We start from the raw sequence: 18,386 nt of genomic DNA on the forward strand, positions 1-18,386 counted from the left end.
TTTTCTGTATTTTGTGTAAGATCATTCGTTCCCCACTATATATACTGCGGGGTCTCCACATAATTCACAGGCTGTGGATAAGCTGTTAGTATGTTCGATTTTTCTGATTTCGGGCGGCAGCTCGTGGTCGTCTATATACATATCTAGCACGGTTTCGATGTGTTCTTCACAGGAATAATACGTTTGTTTCATGTTCAAATCCTCCGATGTTTTCTTCCATTTTTACAATTGTTCTCTTCTCAATATAACCTATTTATTCACATGTTAGTAGTGCTTCGGGCTGAGTTTTATCCACAATTCGACAAACAAGCTGTTGATGACTCTATTTCGCCCGTATGTTAGTTTGGATGTAACCGATGTGTGGGGAGGTCTACATTTGCAGCTCAAATGGGTTTGGCTTTTTGTGATCATGTTGCTGCTTGCTGGGTGTCAGCCGTCTTATTGGGTGTTGGAGAAGGATCGAATCAGTGAGGGCAGTCCAGACTTAGAAATATACGCTAATTACCTTCAAATGCATGATGATGTAAAAGGATATCAAGTCTTCACCATTTTAGAAGGAAGAAAAATGGTTATTGTGTCTCTCGGAAGCAGCGAGAAAGATAAGAAGCTTGAAGTGTCAGACGTCAAATTCTCACCTAAAGAAACGATTGTAACTGTGAAACGAAAACCTGCTCCTACGGCAAATGAGAAAAACCCTTATATTTTGATTGGACTGGACAAAATCGAAGGGGAATTCATCGTACAGGATGAAACGGGAAATCGATTTGAAGAAACGGATTATCAGCAATAAAGCCGGCGTTCTGAGAACGTCCGGCTTTTTCTTTTACTTCAATGTTCCATGCGGGTCGATCACGAATTTTTTGGCTGCGCCTTTGTCGAAGTCGCTGTAGCCTTTTGGCGCGTCGTCCAGAGAAATGACAGTAGCGTTGACGGCCTTTGCGATTTGCGCTCTGCCGCTCAGAATCGCTTTCATCAAATTGCGGTTGTATGTCATAGCAGGGGTTTGTCCGGTAACAAAGGTGTGGGCTTTGGCCCAGCCGAGTCCGAAGCGGATTTTTAATGAGCCTGTTTTGGCGTCCGCATCCTTTGCGCCGGGATCTTCGGTCACGTATAAGCCTGGAATGCCAAGGCTGCCTCCGACCTGAGTGACGTCCATGATCGAGTTCAGCACGGCGGCTGGCGCTTCTCCTTGATTGCCGTGGCCGGATGCTTCAAAGCCGACACAGTCCACTGCCGCATCAACGGTTGGTTCACCTAGTATTTGTTCAATTTGCTCGCCGAGGCGGTCGTGTTTTTGCACGTTGACCGTTTCACAGCCGAAGCTTCTCGCCTGTGCCAGTCTGTCTTCGTTCAGATCGCCGACAATCACGGTTGAGGCGCCTAGGAGCTGAGCGGAGTGTGCAGCTGCCAAGCCAACAGGCCCCGCTCCCGCGATGTAAACGGTTGAACCTGTTTGCACGCCCGCTGTGTAAGCTCCGTGGAAGCCGGTCGGGAAAATGTCGGACAGCATGGTCAAATCGAGAATCTTTTCTAGCGCCTGTTCTTTATCAGGGAATACCAAAAGCTGAAAGTCAGCGTATGGCATCATGACGTATTCAGACTGGCCGCCGACCCAGCCGCCCATATCGACGTAGCCGTAAGCCGATCCCGGACGGTCCGGATTGACATTCAGGCACACATGCGTTTTCTGCGTTCTGCACATCACACAGCGTCCGCAGGCAATATTGAAAGGAACGGATACGATATCACCCTTTTTGATAAATTCGACATCACGCCCCGTTTCAATAACTTCTCCGGTGATTTCATGTCCGAGCACCAAGCCTTCAGGCGCCGTTGTGCGGCCTCTGACCATATGCTGGTCGCTCCCGCAAATGTTGGTTGTAATGACTTTGAGAATAACCCCATGCTCACATTTTCGATTCACATTCGCCTTCGGGACGCCGGGCCCGTCCCTCAAGATTAACTCCGGATAACCGATATCCTCCACCGCTACAGTCCCTTTGCCTTTGTACACAACCGCTTTGTTTCCTGTCAACGCCATTCCTCCCATTCATGTGTTTGGACTCTCCGTCCTTGAACATGACTTCGGTTCGGCATGACTCTTTCCCTTTTTCACGACTGTTTTTTCTGTATTCTTACAACAACAAATATGCCAAGAAAGCATCCAATAATGGTTCCGCCGATGTCTAAGAAGTCGACTTTACATCCATTTAACAAGAACACAGTAATGGCCGAAACCAGGCAGATCATAACTGCCAGAAGAATAACCCGTTTGGTTTTCATGTAATTCCTCCTTTAGATTCGTTTCTAAAACATACCCAAAATCTCTGCAAACTTCGGTTCAACAAAAAAAGAGACTTCATACCAGTCTCTTCATAATTTGAGATCACTCAAAAAATTTCCTGAGAAATAATGTGACAATACTGGTTACTAATGCAATCCCCGTATACATAACAACCCAAAACATGAATGAGCTATTGCCCGAAGCTAACGTAACTAACAATATCAAGCTCGCGATAAGAACGATGAGCGGTGCCACCCAAAATCTTTTAAATAAAAAATGACCCGCTATACCAAATACACCTGCGATGATCGGAAAACCAAAAACGATAAATAAAACGGCGATGGCTCCCATACTACCCTCCTTGCCTTAAAACCTCTTCATCACCTCAACATCATACAGCTTCAAATGACTCTTCGGCGTCACGACATCCTTTACCTTCCCAATCTCTTTTTCTTTCATTTTCTTTCCGGTTTTCAGATTGTACTGTTCAATGTAGGCAGGCTTGTGATACGTGTATGTGAAGAAATAGAGGCTGCTGCCTTTTTGGGTGATTTCTTTGAAATCGGCTTTCATTTTGTCTCGGGAAAGGGTGAAGGCGATGCTTGTTTTTCCTGTCTTAGCATCGATTTTGTACACCTTTCCGAAGCCGTCAATGAAGTACAGGTTCCCGTCATAAGGGAAAAAGCTGTTTTTAAAGCTGAAGGGCATGGAGCTGTATATCGTTTGTTCGTCGTTTTTGTATTCGGCGATGTCGTGCAGCTCGACTTCGCCGCTTTTTTTGTTGATCTTGACCATTTGATAGAGATTGCGGGCTTTTTGACCGCGAACCATAACATAAACCGCTTGGTCGTCCACGGCAAGTTGGGATTCGACTGAGGCTCCTTCCCTGTACTGCCATTCCGTTATGTTGTGGTAGGTGAGCTTCTTCTGATCCGCTTGAATCTGAAGGAGCTGATAGCCTTTTTCGTCAGCTGTCGGGACAAGTGCGAAAATCGCACCCTCATGAAAACCGGAGGCCCGGATGTAGTAGGAGATGACGTCTTTTTTCCACTCACCGTCCATCTGCCGGTACAGCTCTGAGCGGTATCCGTCTTTCTTTTTGTCGTAGCCGGAGTTGTATAAGGTGTAAAAGCCGTCCGTGTTTTGCAGAAAGCCCGCGCTGTCGCCTGTGTGCTGATAGGTTCTTTTATGGGAGCGCAGACCGTTTTTGATCGTATAAATCTTGTTTTTGTCCTCCAGCATCACACTGTCGCCGTGAACCTTGGCTGAGCCCAGCTCAAGGCCCTTCATCTTAAAGGAAGACAGCGTCCCGTCCTGGCTGATAAACAGGGCGTAGCTTTTCCCGCCGCCAAATGCATCTTGATCTGCAGAGGATGAAAAATACAGCAGGACTTCTTTGCCATCCAGGAAATCGGGGTTTCTGAGATCCTGCTGACTCACGGTTTTATGGTTTTTGAGAGGAGAAATGAAGACAAATAGTGCGATTCCTGCGAAAATCAGCATGGCGATGGTAATCATCCACTTTTTCATATCCTTCTCCTTAGTAAATGGTCATAATGGTTGTCGTATAAGAAGAACTAGTGATGTCGCGCGGATACACGCCTAAGCCTCCGTTGCTGTCTATATCAATGCCTGCTTTCAGCAAAAAGGCAGACCATAGGAGCTTTGAACAGTTTTTGGCGCCGTCATGGCCGGTATTTCTGTTATTGACGAAGTTAAATGAGTATGGGTCGCCGACTTTTGATACCGCCCAGTCGGCAACAGCTGTTTTTTGAGATGAGGATACGCTGACGGTTTGCACAATGGAGTTGTCTTCCACGTCTCTGGCATTATACGCGATCTGCCTGACTCCGTCGCTCGGGACAGATTCAACAATTTTGTCAGCAGCGGAGTACATGCCGACGTGGCCGTGATTGTAGTAGGCTGTGTAGGAGTTCGTGTAATAGATATTGCCTTTCGTGCTTGTCGGGAGTTTTTTCGTGCCGGACGACCCGCCCATGATAGACATGCCGCTTTCCTTGGCGAGCCGCTCTCCCTCTGCTTTATCAGCCGTGATTTCCTTATAGAACTGTTTTAGGATAACGTCCTGCTTTACGTGCTGCTGTTTGGCAATCTGGCTGGCAGATTTCATGATTTCTTCCGGTGTCGTGCCCGGCTGCAGTGCGGCGATTTCTTCAGCATAATTTGTGGTCTTTACGGCTTTGGCGGGAGAAACAAACAGGCCGCCGCACATTGTAAGCGCTACCAAAAACATCGACACTCGTTTCTTCAACTTCATTACATCTCCTCTTTTCTTGTGAGTGTAGGAAAGGTAATTTCCTCACCCACATTATATTAGGAAAATAAGGAAAGTAACTAGGTTATTTACAGAATTTTTAGAAATCGTTTACAGAAAAAGGCCTTTAACAGGCCCTTTTCGTTAAAGCTTCTTGCTCATCACTACGTCTGTTTCTTGAAATCCGGTTTGCTCATATAGCTTTCGCGCCGTCTGATTATGAGCAAAGACATGAAGGGACAGCTTGCGGATTCCCATACTGCGTGCCGTTTGATCTAATGCCGCCAATGCTTGCTTTGCGTAGCCCTTTCCCCGATACGGATCATATAACCCGAAATCATAAATAAACGCTTCCTGCTGCGGATGTTCCGGCTCAGCATGTATCCAGAGCCAGCCAACGATATCCTTTTCATTCAGCTTGAGGCTCCACAAATGGTGATGGGGTGTTTCCAGCCCTCTCGGAAGCAGATTAGAAAACGCCTGCTTAGACAAAAGCTGTGCATCTTCAGGCAGCCATGTTCCCGCTTTTACCTTTTCTTTCGCGTAATGCTTTGTTGTGTACGTGAGATAAGACCGAAATTCTTCTGTCTGCATAGGGCTCAGCATAATTGTCATATCATCTCTCCTTCATATATTGACTAGAGGATTTTACATAAAATAGAAAGAGGTGTTACTATCAGAATAAGCAACTGAGATTGATAAGTCACTAGAGAAAGGAGTTTCACATGAATAAGATCGCACCCGCAGAAATCGCTAGCATGCTCAACGATTGGTACCTTGCTATCAAGAAACATGAAGTGGAAGAGTCCTCCCGTTTATTTGAAGAAGTGAAGCCTTTATTGGATGACATGGAAGAGGATCAGGAGGTGCTGGCCTACTTCTCCTTATTGGAACTGCGCCACAAGGTTTTGCTTCACGAGGCGAGAGGACAGGGCTTTCAGCATGAGGAGCCTTCTCATATGAATGCTACGTCTGACATGCTGAAATATTACTTTTTTCTGTTTGAAGGCATGTATGAGGCCTATAAAAATAATTATGACATTGCCATTGGGCTGTATAAAGATGCAGAGCAGTATCTCGACAACATTCCCGATCCGATTGAAAAAGCCGAATTTCACCTGAAGGTCGGAAAGCTCTATTATAAGCTGGGACAAAATATTGTATCCCTCAATCATACACGGCAAGCGGTCAAAACGTTCAGGGAAGAGACTGATTATAAAAAGAAGCTGGCTTCAGCGCTGATTACCATGTCAGGCAATTTTACAGAGATGAGCCAGTTTGAAGAAGCTGAGGCTTACTTGGACGAAGCAATTCGGATCACGAGTGAATTAGAGGATCATTTTTTTGAAGCCCAGCTTTTGCATAACTTCGGCCTTCTTCATGCGCAAAGCGGCAAATCAGAAGAAGCGGTTTCGAAATTAGAGGAGGCTCTACGGAACGATGAGTATGCCCGCTCCGCCTATTATTATCATTCTGCCTACTTGCTGATACGAGAACTGTTTAAGATCAAAAAGAAAGAACAGGCCTTATCTTATTACCAAGACGTGAAGGAAAAATTGACTGCTGAGCCGAATAGAATATGTGAGGCAAAAATAGACATTTTATATGCCATTTATGCAGAAGGGGGTCATGCGGAAACGTTTCACTTATGCAAACAACATATGGATGACTTGTTGTCCGAGAAAGAGTATGACAGTGTAAGAGAACTTTCCATTTTGGCTGGCGAACGGTATAGGGAACTTGAGCTTTACAAAGAAGCTGCCCACTTTTTTTATGAAGCATTACAGATTGAAGAACTGATTAAACGAACGGAGGTTATATAAATGAAAAGATTTCTGATTGGCGCAGGCGTCGCAGCGGTGATTTTATCAGGTTGGTTTATTGCAGACCATCAAACCCACTCACAGGAAATGAAAGTCGCTGAAAAAATGATTGGATAAATGAAAAACCCCCGCGGGTGCGGGGGTTTTCTTATTACAGCAGCTTCTTCCCTAACAGGGATTCTACCAGCTCTACTGCTGTTTTGCCCGTTTTGTTTTTGTGATCAAGGATCGGGTTAACCTCAACGAATTCGGCTGAGGTAATGATGCCTGCGTCATACAGCATTTCCATAGCCAGATGGCTCTCCCGGTAACTGATGCCGCCGACGACAGGGGTTCCGACACCCGGTGCGTCGTTCGGATCAAGCCCGTCCAGGTCAAGGCTCAGATGGACGCCATCACATGCTGATAAATAATCAAGGGTTTCTTCAATGACCTTTGTCATGCCAAGACGGTCGATTTCGTGCATTGTGTACACCTTCATGCCGCTTTCCTTAATGTACTTGCGCTCCCCTTCATCAAGTGACCGGGCGCCAATGATGACGACGTTTTCCGGTTTGATTTTAGGCGCGTAGCCTTCAAGGTTAACCAGTGACTCGTGGCCAATGCCGAGGCTGACCGCGAGCGGCATGCCGTGAATATTGCCCGATGGTGAAGTTTCAAGTGTATTCAAATCGCCGTGCGCGTCATACCAGATGACGCCGAGATTATCGTAATGCTTCGCTGTGCCTGCAAGCGTGCCAATCGCAATACTGTGGTCACCGCCCAGGACAAGCGGGAATTTTTTCTCTTCAATGACTTTGTTGACCTTTTGCGCGAGTTTTTCATTTCCCGCCAAAACGGAATTCAGGTTTTTCAGTTCCTCGTCATTTTTGATTTTTTCGCGATTGATCGGAATGTCACCGAGATCTTCAACCGTATACCCCATGTCTGACAGCCTCTCGATCAGATGAGCGTACCGGATGGCACTCGGGCCCATATCCACTCCGCGTCGTGCTTGTCCTAAATCCATTGGCATTCCAATAACCGAAATCGTTTTATCCATCTGTGATTCCACCTCAACATTTAAGATAATGTCCTATGCGGGTTATAACAAAGATGACTTGCGGACAACGTTTTAAAGCTCTAGCTGACGATTCGCCTGCTGGCGTTTTTTAATGACGACATGATAAATGATGTAGCAAATGATCATAAACGGTACGCCGCAATACAGCGCGATACGCTGCTCCGGATCAAATGCAAGACTGATGAGCACGACCGTATTTAACGTTAGGCCGATCAGCGGAAGCACCGGGTACAGCGGTGTTTTAAATTTCAAATCTTCTATCTTCCCGCCCTCACGGATATATTTGCGTCTGAACATGATTTGGGAAAGCGAAATTGTAATCCAGCCGACCTGCGCGCTCATGCCCGCCAAAGATAACAGTACCATATATACAGTTTCAGCCTGCGCAAACTTTGTCAGAAGGGATAGGCAGGCCACAGCCATCGTTACGATTAACGAGTACATCGGCACACCGCGCTGATTTGTTTTGCCGAGCGCTTTGAAGGCTTGTCCTTCATTCGCCATCGCATACAGAATACGTGTCGATGCGTATAAACCTGAATTCGCAACAGATAACAGCGCGATTAAAATAACAAAGTTCATGATATCAGCTGCATATGGGATTCCGATTTGCTCAAATACGGCAACAAATGGACTTTCCACGACACCCGCCTGTTTCCACGGAATCATGCCGGCAATGACAATGATGGAAAGCACAAAGAAGACAAGCGTTCTCCATACTGTCTGTTTGATTGACCGTGGAATCGTTTTTTCAGGGTCTTCACTTTCTCCGGCTGCAACCCCGATCAGCTCAGTCCCCTGAAACGCAAAGTTCACGGTAATCATCGTAATCAGCATTGCCTTTATGCCGTTCGGAAATAACCCGTCTTCATAAAAATGTGTCAAAAACGGCGCCTGCTCTCCACCCTTCAGATCAATCAGGCCAAACATGGCAGCTCCGCCGAGAATAATAAATAAAAGGATAATCAAAATTTTAATACCTGAGAACCAGAATTCAGATTCCGCAAAGGCTTTTGTGGTGATCGCATTTAAAATAAACATCAGTGCCGCAAAGACCAGACACCAGATCCACACGTCTATATGCGGAAACCAGCGTTGCATCAGCTGCCCCGCTGATAAAAATTCAATGGCGCATGTAACCGCCCAGCCGAGCCAGTACAGCCAGCCGAACGCAAACCCGAAGGCCGGGCTGATAAATTTCGTGGCATAGGTCTGGAAGGACCCCGACACAGGAAAGGCGACTGCCAGCTCTCCTAAGCAGAGCATGGTCAAAAACATGATAAAGCCGCCCACTAAATAGGACAGAACCGCGCCGAGCGGTCCCGCTTGGTTAATGGTAAACCCGGTTCCAAGGAAGAAACCGGTTCCGATCACTCCGCCCAATGAAATCATGAACAAATGGCGTGATTTCATTGTCCGCTGGAGCTGATTTCCGTTATCTTGGTTTGTATTCACATTCTGCACCCCTTCAGCAACTTGTATTGGATCTAAGCTGGAACATCTGCATGGTGCTATCCCAGTTTGCTGTCCAAAGAGTCTCTATCTATTTAATATAAAATTCACTTCTTCTCATAAAGATACATTATACTAAAATACTGTAGCTGAGCAAATAGGGAGTGCTGATTTTTCTGTTGTAAATTTATACAAACGAAGTGAATATCCCGCCATGGTGCGGATTTATGCGTTTTGCAGCACGTGCTTAATTTTCTCTATCGCCCAATCCAAATCCTCTTTCGAAATGATTAATGGCGGTGCAAAACGAATGACTGTATCATGCGTTTCCTTGCATAAAAGTCCCTCTTCCTTCAAACGCTCACAATACGGACGTGCCGCTTCCGTCAATTCCACACCGATAAACAGCCCTCTGCCGCGGACTTCTTTAATAACCGGGTTGTCAATGCTCTCAAGCTCGCTTTTAAAGTATTCGCCAAGCTCAAGAGAACGATCCGCCAGCTTTTCATCCTCCAGCACTTCTAATGAAGCGATAGACACTGCACATGCAAGCGGGTTTCCGCCAAATGTTGAGCCGTGTGAGCCAGGGTTAAACACGCCTAGGATCTCGCGGTCCGCCGCAATGCATGAGATCGGGAACACACCGCCGCCAAGCGCTTTGCCCAAAATATACATATCAGGGACAATGCCGTCCCAGTCACAGGCAAACGTCTTGCCTGTACGTCCGAGACCCGTTTGAATTTCATCCGCAATAAACAAGACATTCTCTTCCTTACAAATCGCCGCCGCTTCCTGTAAAAATCCTTCAGGCGGAATCACAATGCCCGCTTCGCCTTGAATCGGTTCAAACAAGAATGCCGCTGTATTCGGCGTAATGGCCTGTCGAAGCGCTTCCACATCGCCGTAAGGAATGAGTTTGATTCCCGGAAGCATCGGGCCGAATCCTCGTTTATATTCCTCTTCAGAAGAGAGAGATACCGCCAGCATCGTGCGGCCGTGGAAGTTCCCGACACATGCGATAATTTCCGCTTGATTGTCAGCTACGCCCTTCACTTCATACGCCCAGCGTCTCGCCGCTTTCACCGCGGATTCAACCGCTTCGGCTCCTGTATTCATCGGCAGAATCATCTCTTTGCCTGTCAGTTTAGCTGTTTTTTCGTAAAACGGCCCAAGCTGATCGTTATGAAACGCGCGTGACGTGAGGGTGATTTTATCAGCCTGATCCTTTAATGCCTGAATGATTTTCGGGTGTCTGTGCCCCTGGTTTACCGCAGAGTAAGCACTCAGCATATCCATATATTCATTGCCTTCCGGGTCCTTTACCCAAGCACCCAGCGCTTCAGAAATAACAATCGGGAGCGGATGATAATTCTTGGCTCCATAATGAGACGTCTGATCAATAATTTCTTTGGATTTAGATAAAGCTGACATATTTGAATTCCCCCTTGTTTTCTGTTTCAACATGTTATCCTGCTTTCCCTTTATATAAATGCAAGTTCTGTGCCAAATCAAGAATTCGTGTGTTTTCTACAATTTTCGAGGACAAGGTGCAAAAACATTCTGATATTTCGAGCGAAAATTCCAGCAAGTGCAAAATTCTTTTGCATATCCTCTCCATTTTTTTATAAAATAGAAGCAATATTAAGAAAATAATTGGGGGAGGTTCATACAGTGGTCAAAGACAGCGAATTCCTCACATTGGTTTTTCAGAGCATTTTAGATGAAATCGATGTTGGCCTGCACGTGGTAGACGAGCATGGAAACACAATCGTTTATAACAATAAAATGATGCAGATTGAAGATATGGAGAAGCATGACGTCCTGAATAAAAACCTGATGGATGTGTTTATGTTTTCAAAGCAGCAGGACAGCACACTGGTACAGGCTCTTCAGGAAGGCAAGACGATTAAAAACGTCAAACAGAGCTATTTCAATAATAAAGGCCAGGAAATTACGACGATCAATCATACATATCCCATTGTCCAAGACGGCAAAATCAGGGGCGCCGTTGAAATTGCCAAGGATGTGACAAAGCTGGAACGGCTGATCAGGGAGAATATGAACAAAAAAGGCAGCACAACCTATACGTTTGACAGTATTCTCGGCACCAGTCCGGCCATTCAAGACGTCATCGAAAACGCCAAGCGGGCAACCCGTACGTCATCATCTGTCCTTCTCGCAGGCGAAACCGGCACAGGAAAAGAACTGTTCGCGCAAAGTATCCATAATGGAAGCGATCGTTCTGGCGGCCCGTTTATTTCGCAAAACTGTGCGGCACTGCCAGACAGCCTTGTGGAAAGCATTTTGTTTGGGACGAAAAAAGGCGCGTTTACCGGCGCTGTCGACCAGCCCGGCCTGTTTGAACAAGCCCACGGCGGGACGCTGCTGTTAGATGAAATCAACTCGCTGAATCTCAGCCTTCAGGCAAAGCTGCTACGCGCCCTTCAAGAACGGAAAATCAGGCGCATCGGGTCAACAAAGGATACACCGATTGACGTACGTATTATTGCCACGATGAATGAAGATCCAATTGACGCGATTGCCGGCGAACGAATGCGGAAGGACTTGTATTACAGGCTGAGTGTCGTGACGCTGATCATCCCACCGCTTCGGGAACGAAAAGAAGACATTTTGCTTCTCGCATCGGAATTCATCCAGAAAAACAACCATCTGTTCCAAATGAATGTTGAACACATTAGCGAAGACGTGAAGCAATTTTTCCTTTCTTATGACTGGCCGGGAAATATTCGCGAGCTTGAGCATATGATTGAAGGCGCCATGAATTTCATGACGGACGAGAAAACGATTACGGCTTCCCATCTGCCCTATCAATATCGCATGAAAATCAAGCCGGCTGACATCCCAGAGCCTGAAACACCAAGACACCAGCCGGCCGCGGACTTAAAAGAAAAAATGGAAAGCTTCGAAAAATATGTGATAGAGAACGTGTTAAGAAAACACGGCCATAACATCTCGAAAGCTGCTCAGGAGCTTGGCATCAGCAGACAAAGCCTCCAATATCGGCTGAAGAAATTTTCTCACTCGTCTAACGAATAATCCGGAGCAGGAAGCCTGATCAGAAAAACAGTGCCTCTGCCGATTTCACTTTTCACTTCAATCGTCCCATTGTGATTGTCGATAATCGATTTCGTTATGGCAAGGCCTAATCCCGACCCTCCATATTTTCGGGAGAATGCTGAAAATGAAGGTATTTGCAGCTAACAGCCATTTGCTGCTGTTTCACGTGTAACATCCATCTTGTATTTTTCTTCATATTCGATATATCCTTTTCAACTGAACGGGCGTGACCCCCGTTCAGTTTTTTTGCATATCAAAACAGCCTGGCAACGATGCCAGACTGCTTTTATTAACTGCCTAATTGGTCTGCGGAGGACAGCTTGATGTCTACAGATTTTTCTTTTCCGCCGCGGTAAAACTTCACCTTCACCCGGTCACCGACTTTTTTCTGATAAAGCCGTTTTCGCAGGTCAACAATATCATTTACTTTGTATCCGTCAAATTCCGTGATGACATCCAGTTCCTTCAGCCCCGCTTTTCCGGCAGGTGAAAAGGCGTCTACACCCATCACAACCGCTCCATTGGTAACATTCTTAGGAAGCTTTAATGTTTCATCCCAATGATAGCTTGCGATGTCGCTTAGCGATTTCATCTCAATCCCAAGGAACGGGCGTTTGACCTTTCCGTATCTCTCTAAATCCTCTATCACAGGGATCACGAGCTTAGATGGAATCGACAGGCCAATCCCTTCAACCGCCGACTCGGCAATTTTCATTGAATTGATGCCAATGACCTTCCCATCCATATTTAACAAAGCACCGCCGCTGTTCCCAGGGTTAATGGCCGCATCTGTTTGCAGGACTTCTGCGTTCCAGTCAGGCTGTCCATCACCGTTTGAATCCACTGGGATCGCCCTCTCCGTACCTGAGATGACGCCTTGTGTGACAGAACCTGCAAACTCAAGGCCTAACGGATTCCCGATCGCAATAACCGGCTCGCCAGACTTCACTTTATCTGAATTTCCGAAATCGGCGACTGCTTTAATTTTATTGCTTTTCACCCGTAAAACGGCAAGGTCCATCAGCTGGTCGCTGCCGACAAGTTCAGCTGATATGCGTGAGCCGTCTTTCAAGCTGATTTCAATTTGGGAAGCGCCTTCGATGACATGATGGTTGGTCACGACATAAGCGGAGTTGTCATTTTTCTTATAGATGACGCCTGAGCCGCTTCCAGCCTCGCCGCTCTCTCCCCAAATATCTGATTTTTGGATGTTCACAACACCGACAACGGCGGGCGACACATTGCTGACAATCTTGGTGACGGCATTGTTGACACTGACATTTACCGTCCTGATTGATTCCCGGCCATTGTTGTTTTGCTGCTGATCTAAGGCGCCTGTATCCAGCCCTTCATTTGAAAGGTACGGCATGATAAACGCCATTAATACGGCACCGACAATCACGCCAATCAGACTCGAAAGAAAATATCCTTTTTTGCTTCTCTTTGGCTGTTCAGGAGTAGTATGTTCTTCCTCACGTTCGTAATCCACCATATTCCATCCTTTCCAAGAACGTTAATATGGTTATATTGTGGGTTAGAAGCTCCTAGAATAGTCATGATTTACATAGAAAAATTATACAGCGCAAAGCGGAGTGGCCTTCTTCGGATCGGTGTCGTATAAGTCAAATGTCTCACCCGTCACAAATCCTTTAGAAGCCAATGTCTGCTGCACAGACATTCTTGCCAGCTCCTTCATGTTGTTGTCCTGGCTCAAATGCGCCAGGTAAATACGAGACGTCTCATCGCCAATGACATCCGTCATCGCCAAGGCAGCATCTTCATTTGACACGTGCCCGACGTCACTTAAAATCCGCCGCTTAATGCTCCATGGGTATCTCCCCATTTGCAGCATACCGACATCGTGATTGCTTTCAAACACAAATACATTCGCTGAACGGATAATGCCTTTCATCCGGTCGCTGACATATCCCGTATCTGTCATTAACGCGAGCTTTCGGCCGTTATAATGGAACACATAAAACATCGGTTCCGCCGCATCGTGGGAGACGCCAAACGATTCAACATCAAGTCCGCCAAACGACTTCACCGTCTCCATTGGAAATACAAACTTTTGATCGGTGTCAATTTTGCCGATTTGATTCTCCATCGCTTTCCAAGTCTTCTCATTCGCATAGATCGGCAGCTTGTACTTTCTGGCGACGACACCAAGGCCCTTAATATGGTCACTATGCTCATGCGTCACAAAAATGCCGTCTACATCATCCAGCTTACGCCCGATCTGCGCCATCAGCCCATCCATGGCTTTTCCGCTCAAACCGGCGTCCACTAAAAATGCGTGATCCTCTGTTTCGAGGTAAAACGCATTTCCCGTACTCCCGCTCGCAAGTACGCTAAATTGCAAGCTCATGTTTGTCTCACTCCATTATTTTCATTGATCTGTATCTAAAATCGTACTCTCCAAAGCATTCACAGTAAAATACTCTTGTACTGTCTTTTTCTCACCGTTCACTTTTTTCTCGTACTCGACCGTAATTCTCCATACCGGCGCCAGCACCTGCGTACTTGTCAGCGGATATTGTGCTACATAGCCGAATTTACAGCTCTTCACAGTGCTGTATTCTTTTAATTGATTTTGATAGTACAATAGCTCAACCGCATCCATTTCAGTAATTAAGCTTTCTTTCTGGATTTGCTTGAAGGTCTCAAGCGTAGTCTGGTCGTATGACACAACCTCGTTTTTACCGTTTAAGTGCAGCACCACTTGCCCGATCATATTAGAGGGATTGTCGGTCTTTTGGTAAATATAATGGCCTTCGTACGTTTGGAAGAAAATAATTTCTTTCTTCGATTTATCAACCTTCCAAAGCTTATATTTTTCGCCATCTTGAATTTTCGAAGAAACAAGTGCCTGAGCATCGTCCTCGATATCCTTCTTTGATAGTGCGATTGGATTTGCAAACTTCATTTTCAGGCTCGTTACTTTATGATCATCACTAGGCATGTCCATCAAAGGCTTTTGATCCTTCAGCGCCTCAATTTCCTCCTTGGAGAAAGACTTTTGATTTGCCGTGATCCGATAGCCTTCTGTCGCTTCCTTATTCAAACCTTCATACGTGATATGATCGGCCTTCATGTCATGCTCGACATCATTTTTAATGACTTCATATTCTTTGCCGGTAGCCTGCCATTTTTGAAAAAACTGATAGCCTAAGAAAATATCTAAAATGAGGAAGGCAACGATGAAGATTGATTTTGTCTTATTCCACTCCACTGTTAGCCCCCTCCTTCCTCAATAAATCCTTTGTAATCGGCACAATTTTTCCATTTACTTTCATCGCCCAAACCGGTTCCAGTTCAACGAGAGGATCGTCGTTGGTTGATGTTGATACCAATTGATAAGCAAGGAAGATCTGATCAATTTTGTCCGTATCATAAGCGGTTTGTTTCGAAAGCAGCATCCTCACTTCGCTGCCGCTCATGAGCTCTGTTTCACTTGTTTTAATCGGATTCGTTCCGAGACTGTAATTCGGCCGCTTATAGCTGAGAATATCATCATTCGCCCATTGCACCGAAATCGCCGATGTCGCCCCGAAAGGTTTGGCGGTGCTGTTAATGACCGGGATCTGATCCATAAAGATATAGAAGCTCAACTGCTGGCTGTCATTGATATTGAAAAATTGATAGTGATCCGTCCAGCTTCCGGTATCCTCAAGGTATTTTTGGCTCTTTTTGATTAATTCACCTGTTTGATAGGATGTGCTCTGCACCAAATTGCGCTGCTGAAATTGCACCTGTCGCTGGCTTAGATTCACATCTAACCGGCTGATCCCATCTGTCAGCACATTTCTGTTGTTGTAATTCGAATCTTCTCTTACAATGCTCGGATCACTAAACAAAGCCTGCTTAAAGGTATTTGTTTTAATCGATTCTGTGACAAATTCTTTTTTGTCCATCGTAAGCGGTTTGTTCGGCAGCAAGAACTCTTTCTTTGAGCCAATGGAGAACAAACTGAACGCCGGCATATTTGATTGCCTGTTTTTCAAGTCGTTCATAATGTTCCTGTAGTTTGCTGATTCAACCGTCACTTCAAGAATGAGCTGTTTGCTGTAAGACACCAAATAGATTTTCTTGTTTGCTTTTGTTTCATTGAACGGGATCAGAATATGGTCAAACGAACTGTATTCAAACGACTGATTAGACCATTTAAACAGCGTTTGGAAAATATCAATCGGAATCGTATCGCTGAATTGCAAGTCAAGCTTGGCTTCAGAACCGCCTATTCCATAAAACCAGCTCTTGAATCCAGACTTGTCATACTGATCCGAAATATCTTTAATTCCTTTTACATCCCAATGTGGCAAATCAGACCAGATTTCTTCATAGAGGGCATTGTCATCCACTTTGTAATGAGCGCCGTCATCATGGATAAACATGTCCCTTGGCCTTACCGTTTCAGACAGCTTTTGGGTGGTTTTTTCGATTTTATGTTTCACACGAACAGTAGACTCTGTTGAGGATGAGCCTTCAGAAAAGTTTGGCTGGAACGTCCATATCCCCCATGTAAAAACAAGACTGATGACGACGAGTACCGTAAGTAATATCGTTTTTATATTTTCACGCTTCATCCCAATCATCCTCTTGTTCCTCTTTATATGGAAGAGTAAATGTAATCGTCGTGCCTTTTCCTTCTATGCTGTCCGCCCAAATATCTCCACCGTGCGCCTGTACCATTTCCTTGGCAATCGCCAATCCCAGACCGGTGCCGCCAAGCTTTCTCGTTCTCGCTTTATCCACCCTGTAGAAGCGGTCAAAGACTTTTTCGACATCTTTTTTCGGAATGCCGATCCCTTCATCCTTCACGCTGATATAGAGAAGTTCTTCCTCTTCATTGACATCAATCGAGAACGTGACATGTCCGCCTTCCGGTGAATATTTTAAAGCGTTAGAAATAATATTATCGAGCACCTGCGTTATTTTATCCTGGTCAATCTCGACATACAGATCTCTGTCCGGCAGATTGCGGATAAACTCCACATGCTGCTCTTTTGTCATTTCAAAACGGTCAATAATAAGTGACATAAACCGGACAATCTGAATCCATTCCCGGTTAAATTGATAATCTTTACTGTCAAATTTCGACAGCTGAAGCAGATCATTGACAAGCCGGATCATACGCTCTGTTTCATTTTGCGTCACCATTAAGAAGCGCGGAGCAATGTCTTTATTTTCCCACGCGCCTTCAGCTAACGCTTCTAAATAGCTGCGCATTGTCGTAAGCGGCGTCCGCAGCTCATGTGATACATTCGCAACGAATTCTCTGCGTTCCTGATCCATTTTCTCTTGTTCGGTTACATCGTAAATGACAGCGATTAAACCATCAATTTTGCCGTGTTCCCTTTGAATCACAGAGAAATTCACGCGAAGCACCGTTAATTCATCATCGCGCTCAATTTCAAGCAGCATAGAATCCTGCTGTTCCACTAAATCTTCAAAAGTATAATTCTCTTGAAGCCCCAGCAAACTCGTAATCGGCATTTCTAAGGCTGTTTCACGTGAAACGTTCAACAGTTCCAGCGCCGGGCTGTTTAAGAGAATAATCGCTCCGTTTCGGTTTGTGGCGATAACGCCGTCTGTCATATAAGCAATGACAGAGGCTAGCTTTCTGCGTTCTCCTTCAGTCATCGCCTGGGCATCTTCAAGCTCTCTCGTTAAGTGGTTAAACGTTGTGGCCAGCTGCCCAATTTCATCATGCCCGTACTTTTTAACCTTCCTCGAGAAATTCCCTTTCGCAAGCTCCATCGCCTGCTTTCGCATATCTGAAAGCGGGTGGGTAATGGTTCTTGCCAGAAAAATACCGAGAAGAGCCGTCAAAACAAGTGCCAAACCTGTGCCGGACGCCAATATCGTGTTGATCGTCTTCATTTGATTAAAGACATCTTCCATACTCGCGACAACATAGATCGCACCGACAACCTCTTGGTTTTCAGTCATGACAGGCTTCGCGGAAATAAGAACTCTGATTTTGCTTTTCGGGTCATAATATTTTCTTAAATACGACTGTTTGGTAGAAAAAATTCTTTTGAAAATCAGATCGGTCGTTTGTTTCCCAGCCACTTCCTCACCGTACGGCTTTGAAGAACCGACCACTTCATAGCTTTTATCTACAAAGCTAATTTCCCGAACCTCATCACTTTTCGTGAAGTCATTCAAAATACGGCTGACGTCATCCTTTATGACGGTACTGTCGTTATCGCTCTTATATTCTTGTTCGATATAATAAGAAAGGTTGTCGATTCGCTGATTCAGCGATTGTTCATAAGAGCTGATCAGCGACTTCTCTACCTGATTGACAAAATACACACCAATGATTTGCATGGCAATGATAATCAAAAGCACATAAATCAAGGTAATCTTAAATTGGATCGACCGAAAAAAACCAACCTTATTCAT

General features: G+C 45.4%; 19 protein-coding genes and 2 pseudogenes. 4 read left to right on the forward strand and 17 right to left on the reverse strand.

Annotated elements, in window-relative coordinates; genetic code table 11:
• Positions 1–21: 21 nt before the first annotated feature.
• Positions 22–192 (reverse strand): CxxH/CxxC protein, encoded by a 171-nt coding sequence (locus QF06_RS21615; protein WP_003236479.1) that lies wholly within the window; start codon positions 190–192, stop codon positions 22–24.
• 184 nt (positions 193–376) lie between these two features.
• Here QF06_RS21615 and QF06_RS18575 point away from each other — a divergent pair, with 184 nt between their 5' ends.
• Positions 377–790, forward strand: a complete 414-nt coding sequence (locus QF06_RS18575) for a hypothetical protein (protein ID WP_043940247.1) — start codon at positions 377–379, stop codon at positions 788–790.
• A 33-nt stretch (positions 791–823) separates the two neighbouring features.
• On the opposite strand, the gene fdhA is transcribed toward QF06_RS18575, so the two are convergent.
• The 6 genes from fdhA to QF06_RS18605 all read right to left on the reverse strand — a co-directional run bounded on the left by fdhA (position 824) and on the right by QF06_RS18605 (position 5,174).
• The gene (gene fdhA, locus QF06_RS18580; protein ID WP_082044612.1) at positions 824–2,050 is read right to left on the reverse strand and encodes a formaldehyde dehydrogenase, glutathione-independent; all 1,227 of its coding nucleotides are present in this window, start codon (positions 2,048–2,050) and stop codon (positions 824–826) included.
• Positions 2,051–2,112: 62 nt separating this feature from the next.
• Complete coding sequence (locus QF06_RS21620) at positions 2,113–2,283, reverse strand: hypothetical protein (RefSeq protein ID WP_043940249.1); 171 nt, start codon at positions 2,281–2,283, stop codon at positions 2,113–2,115.
• A 103-nt stretch (positions 2,284–2,386) separates the two neighbouring features.
• A complete protein-coding gene (locus tag QF06_RS18590) occupies positions 2,387–2,635 on the reverse strand; it encodes a DUF2651 family protein (protein WP_043940250.1) in 249 nt (82 codons plus the stop codon).
• A 15-nt stretch (positions 2,636–2,650) separates the two neighbouring features.
• Complete coding sequence (locus tag QF06_RS18595; RefSeq protein ID WP_043940251.1) at positions 2,651–3,814, reverse strand: hypothetical protein; 1,164 nt, start codon at positions 3,812–3,814, stop codon at positions 2,651–2,653.
• 10 nt (positions 3,815–3,824) lie between these two features.
• Positions 3,825–4,562, reverse strand: a complete 738-nt coding sequence (locus QF06_RS18600; RefSeq protein WP_043940252.1) for a hypothetical protein — start codon at positions 4,560–4,562, stop codon at positions 3,825–3,827.
• Between the two features lie 141 nt (positions 4,563–4,703).
• A complete protein-coding gene (locus QF06_RS18605) occupies positions 4,704–5,174 on the reverse strand; it encodes a GNAT family N-acetyltransferase (RefSeq protein ID WP_038828994.1) in 471 nt (156 codons plus the stop codon).
• Positions 5,175–5,284: 110 nt separating this feature from the next.
• Here QF06_RS18605 and rapG point away from each other — a divergent pair, with 110 nt between their 5' ends.
• On the forward strand, positions 5,285–6,382 hold the full coding sequence (rapG, locus tag QF06_RS18610; RefSeq protein ID WP_017695778.1) for a response regulator aspartate phosphatase RapG: 1,098 nt from the start codon (positions 5,285–5,287) through the stop codon (positions 6,380–6,382).
• Complete coding sequence (locus QF06_RS18615) at positions 6,383–6,499, forward strand: Phr family secreted Rap phosphatase inhibitor (protein WP_003226961.1); 117 nt, start codon at positions 6,383–6,385, stop codon at positions 6,497–6,499.
• A 34-nt stretch (positions 6,500–6,533) separates the two neighbouring features.
• Here QF06_RS18615 and rocF read toward each other — a convergent pair whose 3' ends face one another.
• The 3 genes from rocF to rocD form a co-directional block, all read right to left on the reverse strand.
• The gene (gene rocF, locus QF06_RS18620; protein ID WP_003226959.1) at positions 6,534–7,424 is read right to left on the reverse strand and encodes an arginase; all 891 of its coding nucleotides are present in this window, start codon (positions 7,422–7,424) and stop codon (positions 6,534–6,536) included.
• Positions 7,425–7,496: 72 nt separating this feature from the next.
• Entirely contained in the window at positions 7,497–8,900 is a 1,404-nt protein-coding gene (locus QF06_RS18625; protein ID WP_003242721.1) for an amino acid permease, read from the reverse strand.
• Between the two features lie 222 nt (positions 8,901–9,122).
• Entirely contained in the window at positions 9,123–10,328 is a 1,206-nt protein-coding gene (rocD, locus tag QF06_RS18630; protein WP_041850283.1) for an ornithine aminotransferase, read from the reverse strand.
• 240 nt (positions 10,329–10,568) lie between these two features.
• Between rocD and rocR the strand changes: the two genes are divergently transcribed.
• Positions 10,569–11,954 (forward strand): arginine utilization regulatory protein RocR, encoded by a 1,386-nt coding sequence (gene rocR / locus QF06_RS18635; RefSeq protein ID WP_041850282.1) that lies wholly within the window; start codon positions 10,569–10,571, stop codon positions 11,952–11,954.
• Here the strand turns inward: rocR and QF06_RS21625 are convergent.
• From QF06_RS21625 to walK, 7 genes and pseudogenes are all read right to left on the reverse strand, one after another.
• Positions 11,936–12,088 (reverse strand): annotated as a pseudogene (locus QF06_RS21625) (ATP-binding protein); the annotation flags it as partial. The gene rocR and the pseudogene QF06_RS21625 sit on opposite strands and share 19 nt — an antisense overlap.
• Positions 12,089–12,115: 27 nt before the next feature.
• A pseudogene (locus QF06_RS21960) lies at positions 12,116–12,245 on the reverse strand (hypothetical protein).
• Positions 12,246–12,264: 19 nt separating this feature from the next.
• The gene (gene htrC, locus QF06_RS18640) at positions 12,265–13,467 is read right to left on the reverse strand and encodes a serine protease HtrC (protein WP_041850281.1); all 1,203 of its coding nucleotides are present in this window, start codon (positions 13,465–13,467) and stop codon (positions 12,265–12,267) included.
• Between the two features lie 81 nt (positions 13,468–13,548).
• Positions 13,549–14,343: an MBL fold metallo-hydrolase gene (locus QF06_RS18645; RefSeq protein ID WP_003226939.1), complete on the reverse strand. Its 795-nt coding sequence runs from the start codon at positions 14,341–14,343 to the stop codon at positions 13,549–13,551.
• A gap of 21 nt (positions 14,344–14,364) precedes the next feature.
• Entirely contained in the window at positions 14,365–15,207 is an 843-nt protein-coding gene (walI, locus tag QF06_RS18650; protein ID WP_003244037.1) for a WalRK two-component regulatory system regulator WalI, read from the reverse strand.
• Entirely contained in the window at positions 15,194–16,561 is a 1,368-nt protein-coding gene (gene walH, locus QF06_RS18655) for a WalRK two-component regulatory system regulator WalH (RefSeq protein WP_041850604.1), read from the reverse strand. Before walH ends, walI begins: the two co-directional genes overlap by 14 nt.
• Positions 16,551–18,386, reverse strand: a complete 1,836-nt coding sequence (gene walK / locus QF06_RS18660) for a cell wall metabolism sensor histidine kinase WalK (protein WP_009968432.1) — start codon at positions 18,384–18,386, stop codon at positions 16,551–16,553. Before walK ends, walH begins: the two co-directional genes overlap by 11 nt.

It is taken from the genome of Bacillus sp. YP1, from assembly GCF_000877815.1.
GTDB lineage: Bacteria > Bacillota > Bacilli > Bacillales > Bacillaceae > Bacillus > Bacillus subtilis.